General features: G+C 69.2%; 18 protein-coding genes and 1 pseudogene. 10 read left to right on the forward strand and 9 right to left on the reverse strand.

Annotated elements, in window-relative coordinates; translation table 11 throughout:
* Nucleotides 1-56 precede the first annotated feature (56 nt).
* The 3 genes from ACFKCF_RS49315 to ACFKCF_RS49325 form a co-directional block, all read right to left on the reverse strand.
* A complete protein-coding gene (locus ACFKCF_RS49315) occupies nucleotides 57-1,400 on the reverse strand; it encodes an MFS transporter (RefSeq protein WP_394502674.1) in 1,344 nt (447 codons plus the stop codon).
* Nucleotides 1,401-1,728: 328 nt separating this feature from the next.
* Complete coding sequence (locus ACFKCF_RS49320) at nucleotides 1,729-1,884, reverse strand: hypothetical protein (RefSeq protein WP_394502676.1); 156 nt, start codon at nucleotides 1,882-1,884, stop codon at nucleotides 1,729-1,731.
* A gap of 521 nt (nucleotides 1,885-2,405) precedes the next feature.
* On the reverse strand, nucleotides 2,406-3,014 hold the full coding sequence (locus ACFKCF_RS49325; RefSeq protein WP_394502678.1) for a helix-turn-helix domain-containing protein: 609 nt from the start codon (nucleotides 3,012-3,014) through the stop codon (nucleotides 2,406-2,408).
* Between the two features lie 112 nt (nucleotides 3,015-3,126).
* On the opposite strand from ACFKCF_RS49325, the gene ACFKCF_RS49330 reads away from it, so the two are divergent.
* On the forward strand, nucleotides 3,127-3,945 hold the full coding sequence (locus tag ACFKCF_RS49330) for an MBL fold metallo-hydrolase (protein ID WP_394502680.1): 819 nt from the start codon (nucleotides 3,127-3,129) through the stop codon (nucleotides 3,943-3,945).
* Nucleotides 3,946-5,046: 1,101 nt separating this feature from the next.
* Here ACFKCF_RS49330 and ACFKCF_RS49335 read toward each other — a convergent pair.
* The 3 genes from ACFKCF_RS49335 to ACFKCF_RS49345 form a co-directional block, all read right to left on the reverse strand.
* Nucleotides 5,047-5,931 (reverse strand): fructosamine kinase family protein, encoded by an 885-nt coding sequence (locus tag ACFKCF_RS49335; protein ID WP_394502682.1) that lies wholly within the window; start codon nucleotides 5,929-5,931, stop codon nucleotides 5,047-5,049.
* 198 nt (nucleotides 5,932-6,129) lie between these two features.
* Nucleotides 6,130-7,068, reverse strand: a complete 939-nt coding sequence (locus tag ACFKCF_RS49340) for a GNAT family N-acetyltransferase (protein WP_394502684.1) — start codon at nucleotides 7,066-7,068, stop codon at nucleotides 6,130-6,132.
* 102 nt (nucleotides 7,069-7,170) lie between these two features.
* Nucleotides 7,171-8,049 carry an alpha/beta fold hydrolase gene (locus ACFKCF_RS49345; protein ID WP_394502686.1) on the reverse strand — a complete coding sequence of 293 codons (879 nt, stop codon included), beginning with the start codon at nucleotides 8,047-8,049 and terminating at the stop codon, nucleotides 7,171-7,173.
* Between the two features lie 537 nt (nucleotides 8,050-8,586).
* Between ACFKCF_RS49345 and ACFKCF_RS49350 the strand changes: the two genes are divergently transcribed.
* On the forward strand, nucleotides 8,587-9,861 hold the full coding sequence (locus tag ACFKCF_RS49350; protein ID WP_394502688.1) for a hypothetical protein: 1,275 nt from the start codon (nucleotides 8,587-8,589) through the stop codon (nucleotides 9,859-9,861).
* Nucleotides 9,862-10,063: 202 nt separating this feature from the next.
* Here ACFKCF_RS49350 and ACFKCF_RS49355 read toward each other — a convergent pair.
* Both ACFKCF_RS49355 and ACFKCF_RS49360 read right to left on the reverse strand, forming a co-directional pair.
* A pseudogene (locus tag ACFKCF_RS49355) lies at nucleotides 10,064-10,492 on the reverse strand (hypothetical protein); the annotation flags it as partial.
* Nucleotides 10,493-10,504: 12 nt separating this feature from the next.
* The gene (locus ACFKCF_RS49360) at nucleotides 10,505-11,299 is read right to left on the reverse strand and encodes a MerR family transcriptional regulator (protein WP_394502690.1); all 795 of its coding nucleotides are present in this window, start codon (nucleotides 11,297-11,299) and stop codon (nucleotides 10,505-10,507) included.
* A 256-nt stretch (nucleotides 11,300-11,555) separates the two neighbouring features.
* Between ACFKCF_RS49360 and ACFKCF_RS49365 the strand changes: the two genes are divergently transcribed.
* A complete protein-coding gene (locus ACFKCF_RS49365) occupies nucleotides 11,556-13,229 on the forward strand; it encodes an alpha/beta fold hydrolase (protein ID WP_394502691.1) in 1,674 nt (557 codons plus the stop codon).
* Between the two features lie 125 nt (nucleotides 13,230-13,354).
* On the opposite strand, the gene ACFKCF_RS49370 is transcribed toward ACFKCF_RS49365, so the two are convergent.
* The gene (locus ACFKCF_RS49370) at nucleotides 13,355-13,564 is read right to left on the reverse strand and encodes a hypothetical protein (RefSeq protein WP_394502693.1); all 210 of its coding nucleotides are present in this window, start codon (nucleotides 13,562-13,564) and stop codon (nucleotides 13,355-13,357) included.
* A 10-nt stretch (nucleotides 13,565-13,574) separates the two neighbouring features.
* Between ACFKCF_RS49370 and ACFKCF_RS49375 the strand changes: the two genes are divergently transcribed.
* From ACFKCF_RS49375 to ACFKCF_RS49405, 7 genes are all read left to right on the forward strand, one after another.
* Nucleotides 13,575-14,489: a fibronectin type III-like domain-contianing protein gene (locus ACFKCF_RS49375; protein WP_394502695.1), complete on the forward strand. Its 915-nt coding sequence runs from the start codon at nucleotides 13,575-13,577 to the stop codon at nucleotides 14,487-14,489.
* An 8-nt stretch (nucleotides 14,490-14,497) separates the two neighbouring features.
* Nucleotides 14,498-15,493, forward strand: a complete 996-nt coding sequence (locus tag ACFKCF_RS49380) for a LacI family DNA-binding transcriptional regulator (protein WP_394502696.1) — start codon at nucleotides 14,498-14,500, stop codon at nucleotides 15,491-15,493.
* A gap of 119 nt (nucleotides 15,494-15,612) precedes the next feature.
* Nucleotides 15,613-17,949: a glycoside hydrolase family 2 TIM barrel-domain containing protein gene (locus ACFKCF_RS49385; RefSeq protein ID WP_394502697.1), complete on the forward strand. Its 2,337-nt coding sequence runs from the start codon at nucleotides 15,613-15,615 to the stop codon at nucleotides 17,947-17,949.
* The gene (locus ACFKCF_RS49390; RefSeq protein ID WP_394502699.1) at nucleotides 17,939-18,850 is read left to right on the forward strand and encodes an ABC transporter permease; all 912 of its coding nucleotides are present in this window, start codon (nucleotides 17,939-17,941) and stop codon (nucleotides 18,848-18,850) included. Before ACFKCF_RS49385 ends, ACFKCF_RS49390 begins: the two co-directional genes overlap by 11 nt.
* A 2-nt stretch (nucleotides 18,851-18,852) precedes the next feature.
* Nucleotides 18,853-19,731 carry a carbohydrate ABC transporter permease gene (locus ACFKCF_RS49395; protein WP_394502701.1) on the forward strand — a complete coding sequence of 293 codons (879 nt, stop codon included), beginning with the start codon at nucleotides 18,853-18,855 and terminating at the stop codon, nucleotides 19,729-19,731.
* Between the two features lie 34 nt (nucleotides 19,732-19,765).
* On the forward strand, nucleotides 19,766-21,394 hold the full coding sequence (locus ACFKCF_RS49400) for a hypothetical protein (RefSeq protein WP_394502703.1): 1,629 nt from the start codon (nucleotides 19,766-19,768) through the stop codon (nucleotides 21,392-21,394).
* Complete coding sequence (locus tag ACFKCF_RS49405; RefSeq protein ID WP_394502705.1) at nucleotides 21,391-23,658, forward strand: glycosyl hydrolase family 95 catalytic domain-containing protein; 2,268 nt, start codon at nucleotides 21,391-21,393, stop codon at nucleotides 23,656-23,658. Before ACFKCF_RS49400 ends, ACFKCF_RS49405 begins: the two co-directional genes overlap by 4 nt.
* Nucleotides 23,659-23,702 lie beyond the last annotated feature (44 nt).

The raw sequence follows: 23,702 nt of genomic DNA on the forward strand, positions 1-23,702 counted from the left end.
CGTGCAGGACCTTCTCCCCCGCACGGCCTGCGCGGCTGTCTGGGCCACTACCTCGATCACGTCGCCGCGGTGAGCGGCGCGGCGATGGCCTCCAGGCCCTTGCGCTCGGCCTTGACCCCGAACAGCAGCTCCACCAGCCCCGCCGCGATCATCACGATGCCGCCGATGGAGAACGCGAGCGCCGTGTCCCCGGGCACCCCGGTCTCGACGAGGGAGGCGAAGACGAGCGGCCCCGCGATGCCACCGGCGGCGGTGCCGATCGCGAAGAAGAACGCGATGGCCAGGGCCCTGGTCTCCATGGGGAAGATCTCGCTGACGGTCAGGTACGCGGAGCTGGCCCCGGCCGAGGCCACGAAGAGCACCACGGACCAGCACGCGGTCAGCGTGACGGCGGTCAGCATGCCCTGGTTGAACAGCCAGGCCGTGCCCAGCAGGAGCAGCCCTGACCCGATGTACGTGGCCGAGATCATCGGGACCCTGCCCACGGTGTCGAAGAGGCGGCCGAGCAGGAGCGGGCCGAGGAAGTTCCCGACCGCGATGACGGCGAAGTAGTAGCCGGCATGCGTGTCGATCTTGAAGAAGGTGGCCAGGATCTGCGCGTACCCGAAGGTGATGGCGTTGTAGAGGAACGCCTGCCCGATGAAGAGCGACAGGCCGAGGATCGTACGTTTGGGGTAGAGCGCCACCATCGTGTGGGCGATGCGGATGAAACCGATGGACTTGCGCTGGTGCACGGTCATCGACTCCGTCGGCTCCGGCAGGTCGACGCCGATCTGCCGCTCGATGCCGCCGACGATCTCCTCGGCCTCCTTCTCCTTGCCGTGGATGAACAGCCAGCGCGGGCTCTCCGGCACGTGCCGCCGTACCAGCAGGATCGCCAGGCCCAGCACCACGCCCAGGCCGAACGCCACGCGCCAGCCGATGTTCACCGGCAGGTCGCTCAGCAGCGGCACGGTCAGCAGCGCGCCGCCGGCGGCACCGAGCCAGTAGCTGCCGTTGATGATGATGTCGATGCGCCCCCGGTGCTCACTTGGGATGAGCTCGTCGATGGCGGAGTTGATGGCCGCGTACTCGCCGCCGATCCCGAACCCCGTCATGAACCTGAACAGGAAGAACCACCACGCATGGAAGGAGAACGCGGTCATCAGGGTCGCCGCCAGATAGACGACCAGCGTGATGAGGAAGAGCTTCTTCCTGCCGAACCTGTCGGTCAGCCAGCCGAAGAACAGCGCACCCGTGCAGGCGCCCGCGACATAAAGCGCGGCGGCCAGGCCCGCGACCTGCGCCTGAGTGATCTCCAGGCCGCTTCCTGGCTTGGCGAGCTGCCCTGAGAGGTTGCCTACGATGGTGACCTCCAGCCCGTCGAGTATCCAGACGGTGCCGAGTCCTACGACGATCATCCAGTGCCAGCGGGACCAGGGGAGCCGATCAAGGCGCGCGGGCACTTTGGTGGTTATGGTGCCGGTTTCCACGTCGCTCATAAGCTTTTGTGGCTACCCGCGTTCTTGCCACGTAGGCTTCCCGGCCGGCGTTCTCGATCAACGCTGTCGCTGCGCTGCCGACGGTGATCGAGCGCTGGGCAGAGGCCGATGAGGTCGGTGGTGCGGTTCAACCGCGCAGTGGCGGTCGGGGAGGCCGGCCCGGCGGCATGCCGGAGCTCAACCACCTCACTCGAGAGACTGCACGTGCTGCGTCAGTGGGTGCGGCAGGGAACCCTCATCGGCAGGTCTACGCACTACGATTCTTGATCGTGTCGATGAGGCTGAACCTCGCGAAGATCGAGGCCGCGCTGCTGGAGTCCGTACGGGCCGAGCCCGCCCTGATCGGCACCATCCTCGTGAACGACGGCCAGTCGCACGCCGGCTTCTCCCGGGAAACCGACATGTTCGCAGCTGACTATCGGATCATCACCGTCATCGCGGAGAGCAGGGCCGAGGCAGAGCATGCCACACGAAGTGGCGGCGGTGCTATCCATGGCTGGCCACGGCGACCGGCGAGGACGGCGGGAACGACATCGAGGGGTACGAGTTCGGCTACGGCCCGGCGTTCGTGCTCGATGCCGTCCAGGTGACGGCGGTCGCCGAAGGCCTGGCGGGGGAGGGGTGGGGGTCCGGAGCGTGCGCCGGAAGCGGTCCAGAGCGGATCGTCGGCCGCCTCGGCGCCCCCGCTGCCCTCGGCGCGGCCGAGCAGCGACCGGAACGTGGTCCAAACGATGTTGCCGCCGGACATCCGTACCGTTGCGGGACGCCTCGGCCACGCAGGCGGGGGAACGACTATGTTGCGGGTCCACACCGCATGGGTGCAGGAATCAGACCGAAGCTGCTCGCAAGTCGGCTACCCCGATGAATGCGTTGAGTTCGGCGATGCCCTGGCCGGCTTTGTCCAGGCCCGCAAGCTGCGGCTGATCAGGTTCTGCGCGAGATGACCATGATGTATTCGCAGGGAGCGTTCGTTCGGTTGGCGAAGCCGTGGTCCGCGTCGGCCTGGAAGAACAGGGAGTCGCCTGTGTTCAGGGTCTCGCTGATCCCGCCGATCGCGACGGTGAGGGTGCCTTCGAGCACCACGAGCTGTTTCTCCGTACCCGGCGGATACGCGGGCAGCAGCCCGGTAGAGACCTGCGCGGGGAGGTAGTGGACGACCATCTCGGCTCCTCCCGCGCCCGGGGCCGCTGACACCATGTGCCGCTCGAAGCCGGTTTCCGGGTCACGGAAAACGGGGCGATCGTTCTTGCGCATGACAATGGCCACACCGGACGCGGCAGCGGCTGGCGCACCGATCAGGTCCGAGAGCGACGCGTCGAGCGCGTGGGCGATCCTGGACGCGACGCCGATCGTCGGGCTCTTCTCACCGCGTTCGACCTTGGACAGCATCGCCCGGCTGACCGACGACTGTGTGGACAGCTGCTCCAGCGTCAGGCCCGCCTCCTCGCGGCGTCGCCGCACGTTACCGCCGAACGCGCCGGCCAGGTCGTCACCGTACTGTGCTTCGGCCGCGTTTCCGTCTTGCTCGACCACCGTGCTCCTCGATCGATGGATACCTCGCTGGCCACAGTGTAGAGTTTCTTCTAAAGAAGATATTGTCTTCTATCGAAGACGGGCGGTGTGCGCCCGACACGACGGAGGTTCCATGCGTTTGATCTCGAGTGGCCGGCACCATGCCACGTTCGAATTCGGCGATCTGCAGGTGATCTCGTTGCGAGACGGGTACATCGACATGCCGCCGACGCGGCTCCGCGACGAGGACGGGCACGCGCTCGATGAGCTGCCGGCCGCCGTCCCGCTGGCCGGCGACAACTTGCGGCTGTCGGTCAACGCCTTCTTCGTCACCGACGGCACGCGGTCGGTTCTCATCGACACCGGCGCTTCCAACGCCTGGCACGATCCCACCATGGGATTGATCTACGACGCGCTCGACGAGGCGGGGATCGACCGCGCGCAGGTCACCGATGTGGCCATCACCCACAGGCACGAAGACCACGTGAGCGGCCTGATCGCGCCGGACGGTTCAGAGGCGTTCGCCGGACTCGAGCGCGTGTGGATCGGCGCGGGCGACGCCTCGGTGTTCACGGGGCGGCTCGAGCCGATCCGCGACCGGGTCGTACCCGTGTCGGAGAAGGTCGCGATCAACGACTGGACCACCGCGATCCCGACACCGGGCCACACGCCCGGTCACACCGTCTACGACGTCAGGAGCGGCACCGGCCACCTTCTCGTCTGGGGCGACACCGTTCACGTTCCCACGCTCCAATTCGATCAGCCGAACGTGTCCTGGGAGCTCGACGGCAACCAGTCCCAGGCCCGCGCCGCGCGAGCGGTCCTCCTCGAACAGCTGACCCAACCACACCACTTCGTAGCCGGGGCCCACCTCGACTCACCCGGCATCGCCCGCGTAACCCCCTCCGGCGACGGTTATGCGCTGGAATACCTCGCACCACCGATCGGCTGATCGAGCCTGTCGGCTCCGGGCCGCGCTCGCGACCTCGAGCCTGTCGGCTCCGGGCCGCGCTCGCGACCTCGAGCCTGTCGGCTCCGGGCCGCGCTCGCGACCTCGAGCCTGTCGGCTCCGGGCCGCGCTCGCGACGGCGGCCAAGGAGGGCAAGCTCGTCTGGCCCCGCCGGTCGCCCACGAACTCGGACGGCCGCCTCCACACCAGCCGTATGCGCGACGGCCTCCAGCCCATCCCGGTCGAGGAATACCGCGGCATCGAGCAGCCGTGGATCCACGGGCGCCGCCCGGCGACCTCATCGAACGTGACGGTTGGCGGAAACTTCCGAGAACACGTCTTCCCGGAAGCACACTCCGGTCGCGACTTCCGAGAATCCGGTCCCGACCAGGTCACAACCCCCGCCGGCAACTTCCGAGAACACGGACTCCGTCGAGCCGGGACGGCGGGACGCCCGCCCCCCGCTACCCGCCGCCTACGAGTTACTACACCGCCTTGCTGGAACAAGTGCCGCCGGCGGCCGACACCCGCCGCACCTACGCCTCCCGGGTGCGGATGTATCTGGCGTGGCCGACCGAGCGACCGACCACCGGCGGCGACCCTCATCGACGCCCGTGCCCGGGACTGGGCGGTGCGCGACTACTGTCGCCACCTGTTGCGTGAGGCCGACCTCAAACGCTCGGTGCGTTTCGTCAACAACACCCTGGCCCCGCTCGACGACTTCCACCTGCGGCGCGGCCTGGGCAAGGCCGCCAGCGCCCCGCGAGGACATCCCCAAGACCGCGGCGATGGACGCCAACGCGTAGATCCGCCGGCTGCGCGCCGTCGAGGACTGGCCCCGCCCGTGTGATGGCGCGCTAGCCCCACTCCCGTTCCATGCCGGGCTGCGCACCGGCGACGCCGTCGCCCTGGACGTGCTCGACGTGCGTATCTCCCCCCGCAAGGGGATGCTGATCGTGTACGGCAAGGTGCGCGAGGTGCCCATCCACCCCAGCTACGCCACCCACTGCTCGCCTGGCTGGACGTACGCCTGACTTGCGCCGGGCGCCGCCGTCCAGCGAGCCTGGTTCTCAACCGCCAAGGCAGTGATCTGCTGAGCTGAGCTCAGGGCCGCTGCCGGAACGGGGCGAGCGTGGCGCGCACGAGGTCGGCGGCGCCCCAGTCCGGGTCGAACTGGGCGATCACGGCCAGGTGCTGCCGTAGCTGGAGGATCGGCATGCGTTCGCGCCAGTCGCGGTCGAGCCCGGTCAGCTCGGCGTACAGCTCGAAGAACCCATGCGCCTCGGGCGGCGGCGCAGTCGTCCACAGGTGGGCCAGGTCGACCTCGGCCCACGTGTAGGACACGGCCGGGTCGATCAGCGCGGGCCGCCCGTCGGGGGCGGCCATGACGTTCAGCGCCCACAGGTCGCCGTGCGTCAGGCACGCGGGCCTGACCGGCAGCAGTTCGGGCAGCCGGTCGCACAGTCGCTCCAGCGCCGCCCGGTCCGCGGCGTCGAGCGCCTCCTGGACGCGACGCTCGTCGAGCCAGCGCAGCAGACGGTGCTGGGCGAAGAACTCGAACCCGTCGTCATCCCAGGTGTTGACCTGCCGGCGACGGCCCAGCCAGTTGTCCCGGTGCCATCCGAACCGGGGGTGCCGCGTGGTGGTGTGAAGGTGGGCCAGCGCATGCGCGAGCTGCTCCCAGAAGGCCTCGGTGCCCGGCCGGGGCTGCAGTACGGACAGCACGAGCAGGTCGCGGTCCGCGACGATGATCTCGGGTGTGGGGACGCCGCCCGTCTCGCGCAGCACGGTGAGCCCTTCGGCCTCCGCGGCGAAGGCGTCGTCCGACAGCGGCTCATCGAACGCCTTGACGAACACCGACGTGCCGTCACCGCGGCGCGCGAGCCCCGCGGTCGCGGCCAGGCCTCCAGTGGCTGGTTCGACCGCGACGACGTCGGTCAGGCCGGCCGCGTGCAGGCGTTCGAGCAGGAAGGCCGTCGCGTCTGTCACAGGTGTGCTCCTCTTTGCTGGTCAGGCATCATGGCAATCAGGGTCGAGCCCACGGCGGCTCACCCATTGGGCCTGGCTGGACGCACACCCTCGACGCCGCCCTGTCGACCGCCCATTCGCGCGACCTCTTTGGTCGAGCTCCGCGGGCCGCCAAACGCGACCGTTGTTCGTATGCTGCTCAACCCCGGGTAGCAGCCCTTAGGGCCGCAGGTCGTTGGAGAGGTTGATCCGAATCTCCGTGTTGCGGTATCCGGCGCGTCCGAACGCGGCCGCCATCGGCGCGTTGCCCATGTCGGTGGTGGCGGTGATGCGCGACTCTCCGTTGGCCGCGTGGATGCGGGTGATCTCGGCGAGTATCTCGTCCACGTAGCCGCGCCCCCGGAACTCCGGGACCACCCCGAGATACCCGACATTCACGTTGTACGGCGTCGCCGAGGGGATCGCCATGCCCGCCACCTCGCCCTCGTGCGTATAGGCGATCCGCCACCACTCCCGCTTGCCCGGCGCCCTGAGATAGAAGTCCATCTCTTCGCGCGCGGTCGCTTCCACGCCCTTGGCCGCCAGGTTCGCCCGGGTCTGGGCGTCCAGGCTGCGCTCGGCGATTCTCGTGAATACCGTCAGGAACTCATCGTCGGACGCCTCGGCGAACCGCAGCACGCCGGTCACCGGGGGCACCCCGTCGGCGGGTGCCCACTCGAACTGCAGCCGCTCCACTTCCCGGGTGAGGCCCGCCGCGTGTGCTGCCGCCCGCCGCCATTCCACGGCCATCGAGGCGGCCGGATCGTCGCGCCAGCCGCCCGCCGCCTTGATCGCGTACTGCACCGGCTGCGGAAACCCGGCCAGCGCAGCCCTGATCAGCTCGGCGGCGATGGCGGTGCGCTCACCCACCGTGGGATCCACGTCGAGGCAGTCGAGCGCGACCGGGTGCGCGCTGTCCCTCGGCCCCCACCACAGCGCCCGTGCCACGATCCGGTCGTCAACCTCGGCGATCCACGTCCATTCCGGCCGGTACATGTTCTCGGCCAGATCCGCGAGGTAACGGTCGGCGGGGATCCAGCCGACAGGTTCGGTCACGCTCCACGCGGTCACGCGCTCGAGGTCGGCGGGGACGGTAGGGCGGTAGGAGATCACCTGCATAAACTACATTCCTTTTGTCGTCATTTGGGCCAAACGTCCGGTCATTCCTTGAAGCCCGGTGCCGCCCCGCTCAGGGGCGGCACCCAGGCCCTGGCAGGGCGATCATGTCGCCGTGTGCGCGAGGATCGCCGTCGCCAGTTCCTCGTGCACCTCCACCGGCAGCGTGTGCCCCATCCCCTCCACCATCATCAGCCGCGCCCCTGGGATCCGCTCCGCGATGAGCGCGCTGTGACCCGGTTTGGCGGGCTCGCAGGTGCCCTCGATGGCCAGGGTCGGCGCCTTGATCCGGTCCAGGACGCCCACCGGCTCGAAGTCCGGGTTCGCCGCTGCGGCCCGGCGGTGATTGGCCACGGCGGACAGATCGCGGGCCCGGTCGTAGATGTGTTCTTGCAGCAGGCGGGCGGCGTCCTCGTCGAAGGGCAGCCCCGTCCCGTGCAGGACGCGCTGCTCGGCAATCATGAGGTCGATCTGCTCGCGTCGGCCGGCGGGCGGCGGATTCGTGATCAGCGCACGGAAGAACTCGACGAACTCCGGCGCCGGCGGCGGCAGGCTGCCTTCGGGCTGCGGCTCGCCCATCAACGCCCGCATGATCACCGCGCCCTCACCGCCGCCGAGCGGCGAAGAACCGATGACGGTGAGTGTGCGCACCCGCTCCGGCCGCTCCACCGCGATCAGCTGGCCGAGCAGCCCGCCCGCCGAATGGCAGACGAGATGAGCGCTGTCCAGGCCATGCGCGTCCATCACCCGCAGTACGTCGTTCTTGATGTCGTCCCATGTATAAGGCTCCTTGTCGAAGTCGATGGTGTCCGAGCGGCCGGTGTCGCGGTGGTCGTATCGGATCACGCGCCGGCCACCGGCCGTCAGCCTGCCGACGAACGCGCCCGGCCACAGGACGCCCTGCGACATCGAACCCATGATCAGCAGGATCGGCGCGTCCGTAGCGGCGCCGAACTCTTCGCTCCAGATGTTGTTCTCAGGCATGTTCAGAGCATGTCCTGTCCCGCTACCGGTGCCTTCCGTAGAACTACCAGGGACGCCAGTTCAGTACGGGTACCGACGCCTACCTGCGGACTGGGCCGGCGCGGTGGTGGCCGGCACCAGGTCCGCGTGCTCGGCTGGCCGCCGTACTGCTGTGCGCCCGGCCGCGCCGCGTACGTCCAGCCCGGGCCGAGGAAGAGCCGGGCGGCGATCTCCTTGCTGAACAGGTCGTCGGCGAGCAGCCCGGGATCTCCTTGCTGGACAGGTCGTCGGCGAGCAGCCCGGGATCTCCTTGCTGGACAGGCTATCGGCGACCTGTCCAGGGATCTCCTTGCTGGACGGGCCGTCGGCGACCAGGCCGGCGATCCGCAGCTCCTGCGGGGTCAGCGTGTCGAGCACCGACCCTCGTGGCGCCTGCGAGCTCTCTCCCGCCGCGCGCAACTCGCCATGCGCCCGCCGCGCCTACGGCGGGCCTGGTGCAACTGGTCATGTTTTTTGAATTTTATTTTCTGGAAAATCAAAAATGGTAGGCTGTCCGCCGTGACTCCGGATGCCAGTGTGGTAACGCCTTGTAAGCACTGTGGGGCGCCGATCGAGCAGCGGCGGGGGAGAGGGCGGCCCAAGGCGTACTGCCCTGAGAAGGACTGCCAGGCGGCGGCCAAGCGGGAGCGGGAGTTGCGGCGGGCCACGCCGGGGCTGGAGGGGGCGCTGGCCAGGGCCGAGCAGTTGTACGACCGGATGGAGAGCGGGCTCGCCGCCGCCATCGAGCCGCTGGCGCGGGCCCTGGCCGAGGAGCTGAGTCCGGCGGGGGTCGAGGCGAAGGTGAGTGCGGTGCAGGCCGAGGCGCACACGCGCGTCGCTATCGCGCGCACCGAGCGGGAGCAGGCGTTCGAGCAGGTACGGCTGGCGCGCGAGGCCACCGAGCACGCCCGCAGGCAGACGGCCGAGATGCGGGTACGGCTCGAAGAGGCGGAGGCCGAGCGCGAGACGGCACTGGGTGATGCCGAGCGGGCGCGGGAGCAGGCGCTGGCCGCGTTGCGGGAGGCCGCGAGCACCGAACGGCAGGCGCTGCAGACGGCCGAGGAGGCGAAGCGACGCGCGAGGACGGCCGAGCGGCGGGCCGAGGAGGCGCTGCACCGGGGCGAGCTGACGGAGCAGGCCAGGGACCAGGCCGTTCATGAATTGGTCGAGCGGGCGGAGCTGGCCGAGCGGCGTGCAGATGAAGCCCTGGAGCAGGCTGAGCAACGCACGGCCGAGGCGCGGGCGCAGGTCGTACAGGCCCAGGAGGAGGCCGACCAGGCACGGGGGGAACGCGACCGGGCCCGGGACGAGACGGCGGCGGCCGTGCGGGAGCGTGAGCAGGCCGAACGGAAGATGATCGAGGCGCAGGTCCGCGCGGAGGCGGCGGCGCAGGAGCGGGATCGGGCGGTGGAGCGGGCCGTCACTGCCGAACGGGCGGCGGCGGAGGCCGAGCGGGACCGGGCGGTGGCGCTGAAGGAGGCATCGCAGGCGGCGGCCGAGGTGGAGCGGCTGGAGGGGAAGGTGGCGGAGGCGTCCGCGTCGCTGACCCGGGAGCGGAAGCTGGCCTCCCGAGAGAAGTCCCGGGCTGACGCCGCGGCGAAGGAGCGGGACGGGTTGCTGGCGGAGCTGAGACTGGAGCGGATCCGGCTGGAGGATCTGCGGGCCGAGCTGGAGGCGGTACGGGCGGAGGCGGCGCAGCTGCGGGAACGGGCGGTGGCCGCGGAGCTTCGCTCGTCCCAGGGGAGGTCTGGCGAGCTGCCCGTGGACGACGTGCCGGTAAGAAGCGTGTCATGAGCCCCGAACGAGCAACGTCGGAGTGACGACCAGGCAGCATGACCGCGACGACAGCCGGGCGCCGATGGACGGAGCCCCGCCGACCCGTGGGCACAGATGCGGCCTCGGGAACATCGGTACAGCGGTTAACGCCAAGCCGTTGATCATGGCGGCTGGCACAGGTGACAGGCCCGGCGGCGGGGTTCGGCGGAAGATCCCTACTGATCAGGCGGCTGAGTGCGGGGCGCTCGCGGTCGAGGTATGCGCGGCGTCCTTCGCCGGAGCGCCGGTCCGGGATGAGCTGGTGCTCGCGCCCCTCGGTGGTGACGTAGTGGCAGCGCCTGAGGCCGAAGGCCGTCACCGCCACATCGATGGTGCCGCCCTGGACGGGGAAGACGGCGGGCATCCTGGACTCGGCGTGATGCCTGCCGTCGAGGTACAGGTGGGCTTTCCCCTTTCCGTCTTCGGAGAAGAACCGCCGCACATGGTTGACATCGACGGCGTACGCCAACTGCCGGCCGTCATCGGTGTGCAGCGGAAGGTGGAACAAAGCCCGGGTAAGCGGCTGCCACCAGCGGAAAGGCTTGAGTAGACGTCCGTTTCCCTGCTGAACCCGCTGGATGGCCCGGCGTCTCCGCCGCTCGTCGAGCATGTCAGGCTCCGGTCATCGTTCTTCGCTCACGCTCACGTTTGCGCGCGGGGCGTTGGCGGCGTCAGCTCCGGCTGCGTCGTCATCCTGTGTGTCTGTCTCCTGTTCGAGGATGACGTTCACGCGCTGCATGACTCGTATCTGAGCGGGGTTGTAGAACTCCACCACCGCGTGTGCCATCGTGTTCCCGGCCAGCTCCGGTCCCAGTGGCGAATCCTCCACCAGGTCGTTCAGCCACGGGTGCTTCTCCCGCGACCTGCGGATCACCGGTGCCATGCGCGCGGCGAGCCGCTCGATCGCGGCCTCGTCGGCGTCCGGGGGAAGGGCCTCGAGCTCGTCCTGGATGTCGTTGTCCTCGGCGATGACCTCGCGGAACTTCTCCATGCCCTCGTCGCTGAAGACCGCCGAATAGACCATGAGCAAGGACTGGTGCGTGTCGGAGAGTTTTCTGGAGAGGGGAGCGAACGCGGGAGGCACGTGCATCGGTGCGCGATGGCGCAGGATGACGGCCAGCTCCGCGCGTACCCGGTTGAGCCGTTCGACCGTCGCCGCCAGCTCGGCGTCCAGCAGCCGGATCGCCTCGTCCGGCTCCTCGTCGGCCCGCTCCATCGCCGCGATCTGCGACAGCGTCACCCCCAGATCGCGCAACCGCTTGATCTGCAGCAGCCGGATCAGATGCGAGACCTTGTACTGCTTGTAGCCGTTGGCCGTACGTTCGGGCTCATCCAGCAACCCGATCTCGTGGTAATGCCGAATGGCCTTCACCGTCACGTCCGTGAGGCCGGCAAGTTGACGGGTGCTCCACGCCATTCTCCACCTCCCTCGTCGTCTGTGGCCGCAGGGCGCCTCTCGCGTCGTTGACCGCCAGTTCACACCATGCCCCTGGGGCACAGTCAAAATGGCGCTCGGACGGCGCAGGGCTGCCCGAACCGCTTCGCGGCCGGATTCGGGACGCTCCTTGACCGTGCCCCAAGGGCACGCTGTTAGCTCGCTGTCGCGCGCCCTGAGTGTGACTGGGAGCCCGCGAAACCTCCAGCTGATCATCACTTCGACAATGAGGACACCCATGTCATATCGAAAGACCCCGGCCGTCGTCCTGGGCGCCGCGGCGCTGACGCTGCTGCTCGGCGCGTGCGCGGGTCAGCCCGCCGCCCCCGGCACCGGCCAGGCCGGACAACAGCCCGCCGCCCCCGGCACCGGCCAGGCCGGACAACAGCCCGCCGCCCCCGGCACCGGCCAGGCCGGACAACAGCCCGCCACCCCCGGCACCGGCCAGGCCGGACAACAGCCCGCCTCTCCCGGCACCGGCCTGGACCGCTTCTACGGGCAGAAACTGGCGTTCAAGCCCTGCGAACCGCAGCTGCCCCCGGGCGCGCCGGCCGTCAAGGCCGAGTGCGCGCGGCTCAAGGTGCCGCTCGACTACCGCGTTCCGAAGGGCAGCCAGGCGGAGATCGCGCTGCTGAGGGTGCCCGCGCGCGGGAAGAACCCGATCGGGTCGCTCGTCCTGAACCCCGGCGGCCCCGGCTTCCCCGGCACCGACCACGCGGCTTTGACCGCCGCCGTATGGGCGAAGTCGCCCATCACCGAGCGCTTCGACCTGGTCGGGTTCGACCCGCGCGGCGTCGGCGCCTCCACGCCGGCGCTCGACTGCTACACCGACGCCGAGCGGGACCGCGGGGCCAAGCTCTCCTCGATCCCCGCCGGCCTGGACGATTGGACCCGGCAGGAGACCCGCCGGCTCTACCAGCAGTGCGCCAAGCGCTCGGGCGGCACGCGGCTGCTCGCGCATGTCGGCACCCGCGACGTCGCCCGGGACCTGGACGTGCTGCGCCAGGCCCTGGGCGATGACAAGCTCTCCTACGCCGGTACCAGCTACGGCACCCGGCTGGGCGCCGTGTACGCGGAGATGTTCCCCAAGAAGGTCCGCGCGCTGGTACTCGACGGGGCGATGGACCCCCTCGCCGGCACCCGCGAGCGGCGCCTCCAGCAGGCCACCGGGATGCAGGCCGCGTTCGAGCGCCTGGCCGCCTCATGCGCCGCCGAGCAGAAGCAGGCCTGCCCGCTCGGCACGGACCCGAAGCGCGCCACCAAGGTCTTCCACAAGCTCGTCCGGCCGCTGATCGACAGGCCCGCGCGGACGTCCGACCTGCGCGGGCTGACCTTCGAGCAGGCGATCGAGGGGGTGACGGCCGCGCTGTACAACCGGGCGATGTGGCCCGCCGCGATCGCGGGCTTCACCGAGGTGAAGGCCGGCAAGGGCGACACCCTGCTGAAGCTGCGTGACGGCTACCACGGGCGGAGCGCCGGCGGCGTCTACCCGGACTCGCTCGAGGCCACCCTGGCGATCAACTGCCTGGACGAGGAACGCCACACCCCGGCGCAGGAGACCGCGCTGAACCGGGCCTGGTTCAAGGCGGCGCCGTTCACTGACCACGGCCGTCCGGTCAAGGAGGCGCGCGACGGCTGCGAGCAGTGGCCCGTCAAGCCGACCCTCGGCTACCCGTACGCCACCGGCGTCAAGGGCCTGCCCGACACCCTGACGGTCTCCGTCACGGGCGACGCCATCACGCCGCACGAGGGCGGCGTCAACCTGGCCAGGGAGCTGGGGGGCAGCCTGCTTGCCGTCGAGGGCGAGCAGCACGGCGCCCTCCTGGCCGGCAACGCCTGCGTCAACGACACCGTGGCCGCCTACCTCATCGACCTCAAGTCCCCGGCCGAAGGGGCCCGCTGCAAGCGCTGAGCGGCCCGGTGATCGGGGGCGTACTCATCGCCCCAGATCCTCAGCTCAGGCGGGCCCGCGGCGCTTCCAGGGCGGGATCGGGGCCATGCGCTACGTCAAACCCGGTGCTGAAGCCATCGCCAAGGTCACCGAGGTCCTGGCACCGCGTCGCCGTACCCATTGATCAGCAATTTCTCCGAGCGGGAGACTGCCCCTTTCTCTCGTACTTGGTCTGGCCCCCAGTAGCCGGGGATGCCGCCGTTGTGGCCGACCACGCGCACGCCGTTGCGCAGCTCGTCGCTGAAGCCGTAGGCGTACTTGCTGTCCTTGTTCAGGCCTTGCACCTTGCCCTCCATGGCGGTCCGGGTGAGCTTGGCATTGAGCAGCCGGTGTCGGCTCGCCCTCCTCGGCGAGATCCTCATCGACCAGACCGGCCCGCTCCACATCCGTACCAGTACCACCGGGCCGACCCGCTGTAATCCCTTCGGCCACGGGCTCTCCTACACCGAGTTCGCCTACAGTGACCTGAGGATCTCCGCGGACAACGTCGTCTCGATGACGCTGACCAACACCGGCGCCAGGCCGGGATCGGAGGTGGTGCAGCTCTACGTGCGGACGTTGAACGCGCGCTACGAAGCGCCCCGGCTCCGGCTCGCCGACTTCCGCAAAGTCCGGCTGGCTCCCGGAGCGACCCGGGAACTCACCTTCCGATTGGCAGCCGAGCACCTGGCTCGCTGGGACGTGACCAGCGTCTCCTTCGCCGTCGACCCCGGCGACTACGAGGTGCTGGTGGGCCGTTCCGCCGGCGAGCTCGTTCTCGGGGCGACCATCACCGCGGGCGGACCCGTCCCCGGACCGCGCACCGTCGTCGACCGGCGGACCTCGGCTGTGGACTTCGACGACTACACGGGCATCACCCTGGTGGACGCCAGCCGTTCCACCGGAGATGCGATCGCCCCCAGTGGCCGGCCCGCGACCGTGCTCTTCCGCTCCGCAGGCCTGTCCGGCGCGGCCCGGGTCGAGGCCGAGGTCGCCGGTGAGGGGCGCCTGGCCTTCACGGCGGGCGATCGGCTGCTCGCCGAGATCGCGGTGCCCGACACCGGGGGCGCTACGGGTGGACGACCGTCGCCCCGGATCTGGACTCGGCACCTGACGGCGTTCACGACCTTCGGATCGGCCTGCACGGGGACGTCAGGCTCGCCGCGTTCCGCTTCTGCTCCTGAGCTTCGCCTCCGTCGTATGACCGGCTCGTCACTACGATCAGCTTCAGAACGGACCTGAGGATGGCGATGGCGAAGCGTGTGACGATCAACGATGTGGCCCAGGCTGCAGGGGTTTCCCGGCAGACCGTGACCCGTGCGATCAACGGAATGGGAGAGATCAACGAGCAGACGAAACAGCGTGTCCTGGAGGCGTGCGAGCGCCTCGGCTACCGGCCGAGCCGGTTCGCCCGCAATCTCGTCGCCAGGAAGAAGACCCGCGCGATCGGCTATCTGGTCGCCTCGTTCCGCAATCCGTACTACACCGAGATCGCCGGGGACCTGCTCAACGCAGCCGCGGCTCGGGGCTGGCACGTGGTGATGGCCTCGACGGAGACGGAGGAGGAGTCGGCCGCCATGGAGATGCTGGCGGAGCAGGTGGATCTGTTCATGGGCCACTTCTTCCTGCCGGACGACGACCTCGCGCGGGTCAGCGGTGGCGTTCCGCTGATCATGGTGGACCGCCTGATGGACAGGCCAGGGATGCACTCGGTGGAGATCGATCTGCGCGAGGGCGTACGGCAGGCGATCGAGGCGCTGCGCGCCAAGGGCGCGCGGCACGTCGGGATGATCGATTCCGCCTTCTCGCTGCGAGACTCGCCGACCTATTCCCCCTCGCCCCGGCGGGTGTGGTTCGAGGAGCTCGCCGGCGCCGAGTCAGCACGAATGATCACGATCGGCGAGGAATCGATGGCCGGGGGAGGTGAGGCATTCACCCAGCTCGTGGCCGCCCATCCGGAGCTGGATGCCGTGCTCGTCTTCAACGACCTCATGGCCATCGGCGCCGTGCAGGCCTCGCACGCGCTGGGCGTCGCCGTCCCCGGGCGGGTCAGGATCTGCGGGATAGACGGGCTGAGCCTGGGCGAGGCGGTGCACCCGCGCCTGACGACGCTGTCGATGGGGCGTGAGGCCGTGGTGAGCGCCGCGCTGGACATCGCCGACGAGCTCACCGCGGCCGACTTCGCCCCGCTCCAGCCCATGCGGCGCGTTGTCATGCCGCACCTGATCTGGCGCGAATCGGCCTGACGAAGTGCCCATTGACACGGAGACGCCCCGCTCTTTAACGTGACGTTTCTAACAGAAGTCGTGAACGTTCACGGTGCTCCGTGAACGTTCACGCCCCCTTCTCTCGGAGAGCCGCCATCGTGCCTTCCCCCTCCAAGTCCCTGATCAACCGGTCATGGAAGTTCACTTACGGTGACCCGTCCGGCGCCACCGAGCCCGGTTACGACGACAGCGACTGGTGCGACGTTGGGCTGCCGCACTCCTTCGGCCAGCCGTACTTCTTGGAATCCGGCTTCTACGTGGGGCGCGGCGTCTACCGGCGGGACTTCGTCGTCGAGCACCCCGACAAGCATGTCGCCCTGGAGTTCCAGGGCGTGTTCCAAGACGCCGAGGTCTACGTCAACGGCCGGCACGTAGGCCGGCACCTCGGCGGTTACACCGCTTTCGTGATGAACGTCTCCGCGGCGATCCGGCCCGGGGTCAACCAGCTCACCGTGCGGGTGAGCAACGAATGGAACCCGCGCCTGGCGCCGCGGGCGGGCGAGCACGTCTTCAACGGCGGGATCTATCGCGACGTGTCGCTGATCGTCGGTGAGAAGGCCCGCTTCGCCTGGTACGGCACGGCGGTCACGACAGACGGCAACCGCGTCGAGATCGCCACCGAGCTGGTCAACGACGGGGACGTGCCCTTCGACGGGCAGCTGGAGTCCGTGGTGAGCCTGGAAGGTGGCGAGCTGATAGCTGTTAGCGCTCACATCCGGCTGGAGGCAGGCGAGACCAGAACCCACCGGACGCAGCTCGTCCTCGACGAAGTCCGGCGGTGGCACCCCGACACCCCGGTCCTCTACCGGCTCGACCAGCGGCTGAGCAACGGCGAGCAGGCCAGCACGACCTTCGGCTTCAGGACCGTCGAGTTCACCACGGACGGCGGCTTCTTCCTCAACGGCGAGCACTACCTCATCAACGGCGCCAACGTCCACCAGGACCACGCCGGCTGGAGTGACGCGGTGAGCCACGCCGGCATCCGGCGGGACGTCGCGATGATCAAGGAGTGCGGCATGAACTTCATCCGCGGCTCCCACTATCCCCACCACGAGCGGTTCGCCGCCGAATGCGACCGGCAGGGCCTGCTGTTCTGGTCGGAGCTGCACTTCTGGGGCGTGGGCGGCCACGACGCGGAGGGCTACTGGAACGCCAGCGCCTACCCGCCGCATGAGGAGGACCAGGCCGAATTCGAGGAGAGCTGCCTGCGCGCGCTGGCGGAGATGATCCGCGTCAACCGCAACCATCCCAGCATCATCGTCTGGAGCGTCAGCAACGAGCCCTTCTTCACAGACGCGCAGGTGATGCCCGAGGCCAAGAAGCTCATCACCCGCCTGGTGGACCTGGCTCACCAGCTCGACCCGACCAGGCCCGCCGCGGTCGGCGGCGCGCAGCGAGGCGGCTTCGACGAGCTCGGCGACCTGGCCGGCTACAACGGCGACGGCGCGGCACTCTTCCACCAGCCGCCCTGGCCCAGCCTGGTCACCGAGTACGGCAGCGCCATCGAGAACCGGCCCGGCGTCTACGGCCCGCGCTACACCGACGGCGTCGAGATCGAGCACCCCTGGAGGGCCGGGATCGCGCTGTGGTGCGCCTTCCACCATGGCAGCATCATCACCGACATGAGCCGGATGGGCTTCATCGACTACTTCCGTGTGCCGCTGCGCTCCTACTACTGGTATCGCAAGAAGCTACGCGGCATCGAGCCGCCCGCCTGGCCGATCGAGGGCACCGCGCGAGCCGTACGGCTGACCGCGGACACCGAGACGATCGCGACGGACGGCACCGACGACGCCCACCTCCTGGTCGAACTCGTTGACGAGAGCGGCGCCGTCGTCGCCGACGAGCGCCCGGTGACCATCGAGGTCCTGGAAGGTGGGGGCCTCTTTCCGACCGGTACCTCCATCGAACTGCCCGTCGTGGACGGGATCGGGGCGATCGAGTTCCGCTCCCACTATGCCGGGGTCAACGTCCTGCGCGCGAGCGCCGAGGGTCTGGAGCCCGCCACCCTCACGATCCTGGCGACCGGTGGCCCCGAGTGGACCGGTCAGCCGCGCAAACTGCCCTCTGGGCCGCCGAGCCTGCGCTACCGGCCCGGCAGCGAGCGGCTGCTGTCAGCCGACCGGCCGGTGTTCAGCAGCGGATCACCCGCTCATAACGTCACCGACTACAGCACCGAGCACGGCTGGAGCGGCGAGTGGGTCCGCGTCGACCTGGAGGGTGCGTGGCGGCTGCGGCGGATCGAGGCCCGGTTCGGTGATGGGGCCGACCTACCCTTCGTCATCGAGATCGACGACGGCGCCCAGGTGGCGGCCGGTCTGACCGGAGCCGGCACGGCTCGCGCGGAGCTGGACGGTCTGGTCGCCCACGAGGTGTGGGTGCGCTTCCCCGCCGCGCCGGCGGAACTGATCGAGGTGAGGGTATATGGCCACTAGCACGCGCCTGCGCCGCGTTCGGCGGAACTGGCAGCTCTACCTGCTCGTCGCGGTGCCGGTGGCCTATTTCGCGATCTTCAAGTACATCCCGATGGCCAACGCGGTCATCGCCTTCAAGGACTACAGCGTCCTGGACGGCATCTGGGGGAGCGAGTGGGCCGGCTTCAAGCACTTCCGCGCCTTCTTCGACAACCCGGTCTTCTGGACGCTGGTCAGCAACACCTTCATCCTGTCGGCCTACTTCCTCCTCGCTAGCTTCCCGATCCCGATCATCCTGGCACTGGCGCTCAACGAGATCCGGCGCGGATTCTTCCAGCGGACCGTGCAGATGGTCACCTACGCGCCGTACTTCATCTCGACGGTCGTGGTCGTCTCCATGACGATCCTCGTCCTGTCGCCCAGCATCGGGCTGGTCAACGACGCGCTTGGGCTGTTCGGCATCCCCGCGGTCGACTTCCTCGGCAACCCCGACTACTTCCGGCACATCTACGTGTGGAGCGACATCTGGCAGACCGCCGGATACTCCGCCGTCGTCTACATGGCCGCGCTGGCCGGCGTCGATCCCGGGCTGTACGAGGCCGCCCGGGTGGACGGGGCCACCCGCCTGCAGAAAATCATCCACGTCGACCTGCCGGGCATCATGCCGACCGCGGCCATCATCCTGATCCTCGGCGTCGGCAACATCATGGCCGTCGGCTTCGAGAAGGCGTTCCTTCTGCAGAACCCGCTGAACCTGAGCCAGTCGGAGATCATCGCCACCTATACCTACAAGGTCGGCCTGCTCAACGCCGACTTCAGCCAGGCCACCGCGGTCGGACTGTTCAACTCCGCCGTCAACCTCGTCCTGCTCATCGTCGTGAACAGGGTCGCCAAGCGCGTCACCGGATCGGGGCTCTGGTAACCATGATCAGGCAATCGCGGACGGACCGGCTGTTCATGGTCGGCGTCTACGTGCTGCTCGCCACCTTCCTGGCGGTCGTGCTGCTGCCGCTGCTCTACATCGTGGCCAGCTCCCTCAGCGATCCGAACGCGGTCAGCTCCGGCCGGGTCACCTTCTGGCCGGTGGACTTCACCCTGCGCGGCTTCGAGGTGGCGCTGTCGGATCCGCAGATCCTCGTCGGCTTCGGCAACTCGCTCTTCTACACGGCCGTGGGGACGTTCGTCAGCGTCAGCCTCACTCTCATGCTGGCCTACCCGCTGTCGCGCACGGATTTCGTCGGAGGCGCGATCCTCACCCGGCTGATCGTCTTCACGATGCTGTTCGGCGGCGGCCTCATCCCCACCTACCTGGTCGTCAAGTCTCTCGGCATGATCGACACGCGGTGGGCGCTGATCGTGCCGAACGCGATCGCCGTCTGGCAGGTGATCATCGCGCGCACCTACCTGCGCCACTCCATCCCTCGCGAGCTGTTCGAGGCCGCTGAGATCGACGGCGCGAGCCACTTCAGGGTCCTCTGGTCGATCGTGCTGCCGCTGGCCAAGCCCATGATCGCGGTGATCGCCCTGGTCTACGCGATCAGCAACTGGAACTCCTACTTCGACGCTCTGCTCTATCTCAAGAGCCACGACCTCTATCCGCTGCAGCTCGTGCTGCGCAACATCCTCATCCTCAACACCCAGAGCAACGGCATGGACGTCGCCACCGCCATGGAGCGCCAGCAACTCGCCGATCTGCTCAAATACTCGCTCATCGTGATCTCGACCGTTCCCGTGCTCCTCATCTACCCCTTTGTCGCCCGGCACTTCACCAAGGGCCTCATGATCGGCTCCGTCAAGGGCTGACACACCCCCCACCTACAGACATCGAGGTATCACCGTGTCCGTCAGAGTCGTCGCAGCACTCACCGCCGGTTTCCTGGCCCTGGCCGCCTGCTCCGCCGAGGAGCCCAAGCAGGAGCAGAAGGCCGGCACCATCAGGATCTTCGCCCAGCAGAACGCCGACCAGCACCTGAGCAACAGCCCGTTCACCAAGCGCGTGCAGCAGAAGCTCGGGGTGAGCCTCACCTTCGAGACCACCACCTGGGACAGCGCCGCGGCCAAGGAGAAGCGCCAGATCTCGCTGGCCAGCGGCGATCTCCCCGACGTCTACATGCTCATCCCGTGGGTCGACGCGTTCTCCCCGGCCGAGCTGATCCGCATGGGCAAGCAGGGCGTGCTCGTGCCGCTCAACGACCTGATCGACAAGTACGCCCCCAACGTCAAGAAGGCGCTGGAGTCGACGCCCGACTTCAAGCGGCTGGCGACCGCGCCCGACGGGAAGATCTACGGCATGCCGCAGTGGAACGACTGCTTCCACTGCTCCTATCCCTCCAAGTTCTGGATGAACTCGGCCTGGCTGAAGAAGCTCGGACTCAAGCAGCCCACCACCCCCGACGAGCTGCGCGAGGTGCTGAAGGCGTTCAAGGCCAAGGATCCCAACGGCAACGGCAAGGCCGATGAGATCCCGCTGAGCGCGAGCACCGCCAACCCGCTCCTGCCGTACCTCATGAACGCCTTCGTCTACGACCCGCAGGCCACCGGCGCGTACGGCTCCACGCTGGCGGTCAACGCCGGCAAGGTGCAACTGCAGGCCGTGCAGCCCGGCTGGCGCGAGGGCCTGCGCTACATCGCGGGGCTGTACAAGGACGGCCTGATCGACCAGGCGGCCTTCACCCAGAACGGGGACGCGATGAAGGCCAAGGGCGACAAGGCCGGGGCGAGCGTCGTCGGCGCGGCGACGGTACACCACCCGGCCCAGCTGGTCACCCTGGGCCAGAAGGACGGCCGCGACAAGGACTACGACGCCGTGGCCCCGCTGACCGGCCCGTCCGGCGCGCAGTATGCCACCTACATCCTGCCCAGCCTGCCCGGCGCCTCCTTCGTCATCACCTCCAAGGCGAGCGAGGCGACCCAGATCGCCGCGATCAAGCTGCTGGACTACCTGTTCACCGACGAGGGACACGTCCTGGGCCAGGTCGGCGAGGAGGGCAAGGACTGGGCGAAGGCGGGCCCCGGCGATGTCGCGCTCGACGAGAGCCTCAAGCCGTCGTTCAAGACGCTGACGCAGCCCGAGGACGCGCCGAAGAGGGAGGGCGCCTGGGGGCCGATGGCGGAGTACGACAACACCAAGGAGTTCCGCAACGCCCAGGTGGCATCGACCGACATCTACGACCAGGCGGGCTACGAGCGCCGCCTCTTCAAGGCCGCCGAGCTGTACGCGGGCAAGGAGCCCAAGGACCAGATCTTCCCGATCTGGCACACCAAGATCGCGCCGGAGGAGGCAGGCGAGCTGGCCACCCTGCAGACCAACATCGACAACTACGTCAACCAGTCCAGCCTGCAGTTCGTCGCGGGGCAGAAGAACATCGACGACGACTCCGCCTGGCAGGCTTACCTCGACGGGCTCAACGGCCTGGGCCTGACCCGCTACCTCCAGATCCAGCAGAAGGCATACGACGCGCTGTGACGACACGACATCTCCTCCGGCTGCACGCACCCGCCGCCCACTTTCACGACGGCTTCCCGCTCGGCAACGGCCGGCTCGGCGCGATGGCGTACGGCAGGCCGGAGGTGGAGCGTTTCGACCTCAATCTCGACACCTTCTGGTCGGGCGGCCCCCTGCCGCCCGAGCAGGGCCCCTCGCCCGCCGCTCTGCTGCCGGAACTGCGTGCGGCGATCGCCGCGAGCGACTTCGAGCGCGCGGACCGGCTCGGCCGCCGCATGCAGTCCAGCGGCTGGACCCAGGCCTACCAGCCGCTGGGGTTCATCGAATGGCGCCACACCTCCGGCGGGGAGCCCTCCGGCTACCGCCGCGAGCTCGATCTCGCCCGGGCGGTGACCACCGTCAGCCACGACGGCGGGCAGCTGATCAGCTTCGTCTCCGCTCCCGCCAGCGTGCTGGTCGCCTCGGCTCGCGGACCGCTCGAACTGCCCGCATTCACCTCACCACACCCGGTCGAGGTGATCCGTGACGGTGAATGGCTCACGATCACCGGCCGGGCGCCCGCGAACGTGCTGCCCGATTACGTCGACCGGGAGCCCGCCGTCGTCTACGGCGCCGACGCACCCGACCGCGACGGCACGGTGGCCGCCGGCATGGGCTTCGCCGTCGTCATCGCCGTCCAGAGCACCGGATCCGGCGAGGTGCGGATGGTCGCCGCGGCCGCCGACGGTTTCCGCGGCCATGCCGTACGGCCCAGCGCCGACACCGCCGAGCTGGCCCGGCAGGCGCGCCGGCAGGTCGAGGCCGCACTGTCCAGGAGCACGGCGGAGTTGCTCGCTGAGCACGAGGCCGACCACCGCGGCTACTTCGACCGGGTCGACCTGTCGCTGCCCGACGAGCGCGCCGAGCTCTACTACCACTTCGGCCGCTACCTGCTGATCTCCAGTTCCCGTCCCGGCACCCAGCCCGCCAACCTGCAGGGCATCTGGAACGCCGACGTGCGGCCCGGCTGGAGCAGCAACTACACCACCAACATCAACCTCCCGATGAACTACTGGCCCGCCGAGCCCGCCGGCCTGCCAGAGCTGCACCAACCGCTGTTCGAGCTGATCGGCGGCCTGCTCGATACCGGCCAGGACGCGGCCCGGCACTACTACGGCGCCGCCGGAGCCACCACTCACCACAACACCGACCTGTGGCGCTTCAGCGCCCCGGTCAACGGCGATCCGCAGTGGGCCAACTGGTCCTCCGGCCTGCTCTGGCTCACCGCCCACCTCTGGGACCACCTCGAGTACGGCGGAGCACCCGAGCTGCTCCTGCCCGCTCTGCGCAGCGCCACCTCCTTCGCTCTGGACTTGCTGGTTCCTGACGCCCACGGCAAGCTGGTGATGAGCCCGTCGACCTCGCCGGAACACCATTTCCTCACCGAGGCAGGCAATCCGGCGGCCATCTCGGCGGGCGCGGCCATGGACCAGGAGCTCGTCCGCGAGGTCCTGACCCGTTACTGCTCGCTGGCCGACGACGAGCTCGCCGTACGCGCGGGGAAGGCGCTGCCACAGCTGCGTCCGGTTGCGATCGACGGCGAACTGCTCGAGTGGTATGACCGGCGGCCCTCCCAGGAGCCCGGCCACCGCCACCTGTCCCACCTCTACGGCCTCTACCCCGGCACCCGGATCACCGAGTCGGGGACGCCGGACGACTTCGAGGCGGTACGGCAGGCGCTGGCCACCCGGCTGCACCACGGCAGTGGACACACCGGCTGGAGCCAGGCGTGGATCCTGTGCCTGGCCGCCCGGCTGCGCGACCCGGAACTGGCCGAGCGCTCGATCGCGATCCTGCTCGACGAGCTGGGCTCCGTCTCGCTGCTGGACCTGCATCCCCACGGCGGCCGGCCGTCGGGCTACATCTTCCAGATCGACGGCAACTTCGGCGCTGTCGCGGGGATGACCGAGTTGCTCGTGCAGAGCCACGAAGGCGCGGTCAGCCTGCTGAAGACGCTGCCGGGGAGCTGGGACACGGGGTCGGTGCGCGGCATCCGCTGCCGCGGTGGGCACACCGCCTCCGTGGCCTGGTCCGCGGGCATGCTCACGTCGGCGGCGATCACCGCCGGGTCGGACGGACGGCTCGTCGTCGAGGTACCCGGCGACACTCCGCCGCTGACCGTCACTTGCGGCGAGCGAGCGGTCCCGGCCCGGGAGGTCTCCGGCGCGCTCGCGGGGCGCCGGCGCATGACCTGGGACGCGACCGCGCTCACCCGCTACACGCTCGTCCCCGAGGGTTCCCTGTGAACGCGCGCGATCGCGATGCCGGCGGCATACGCCGCCGTGCTCGC

Origin of the sequence: Nonomuraea sp. JJY05 (assembly GCF_043496855.1) — a bacterium.
GTDB lineage: Bacteria > Actinomycetota > Actinomycetes > Streptosporangiales > Streptosporangiaceae > Nonomuraea.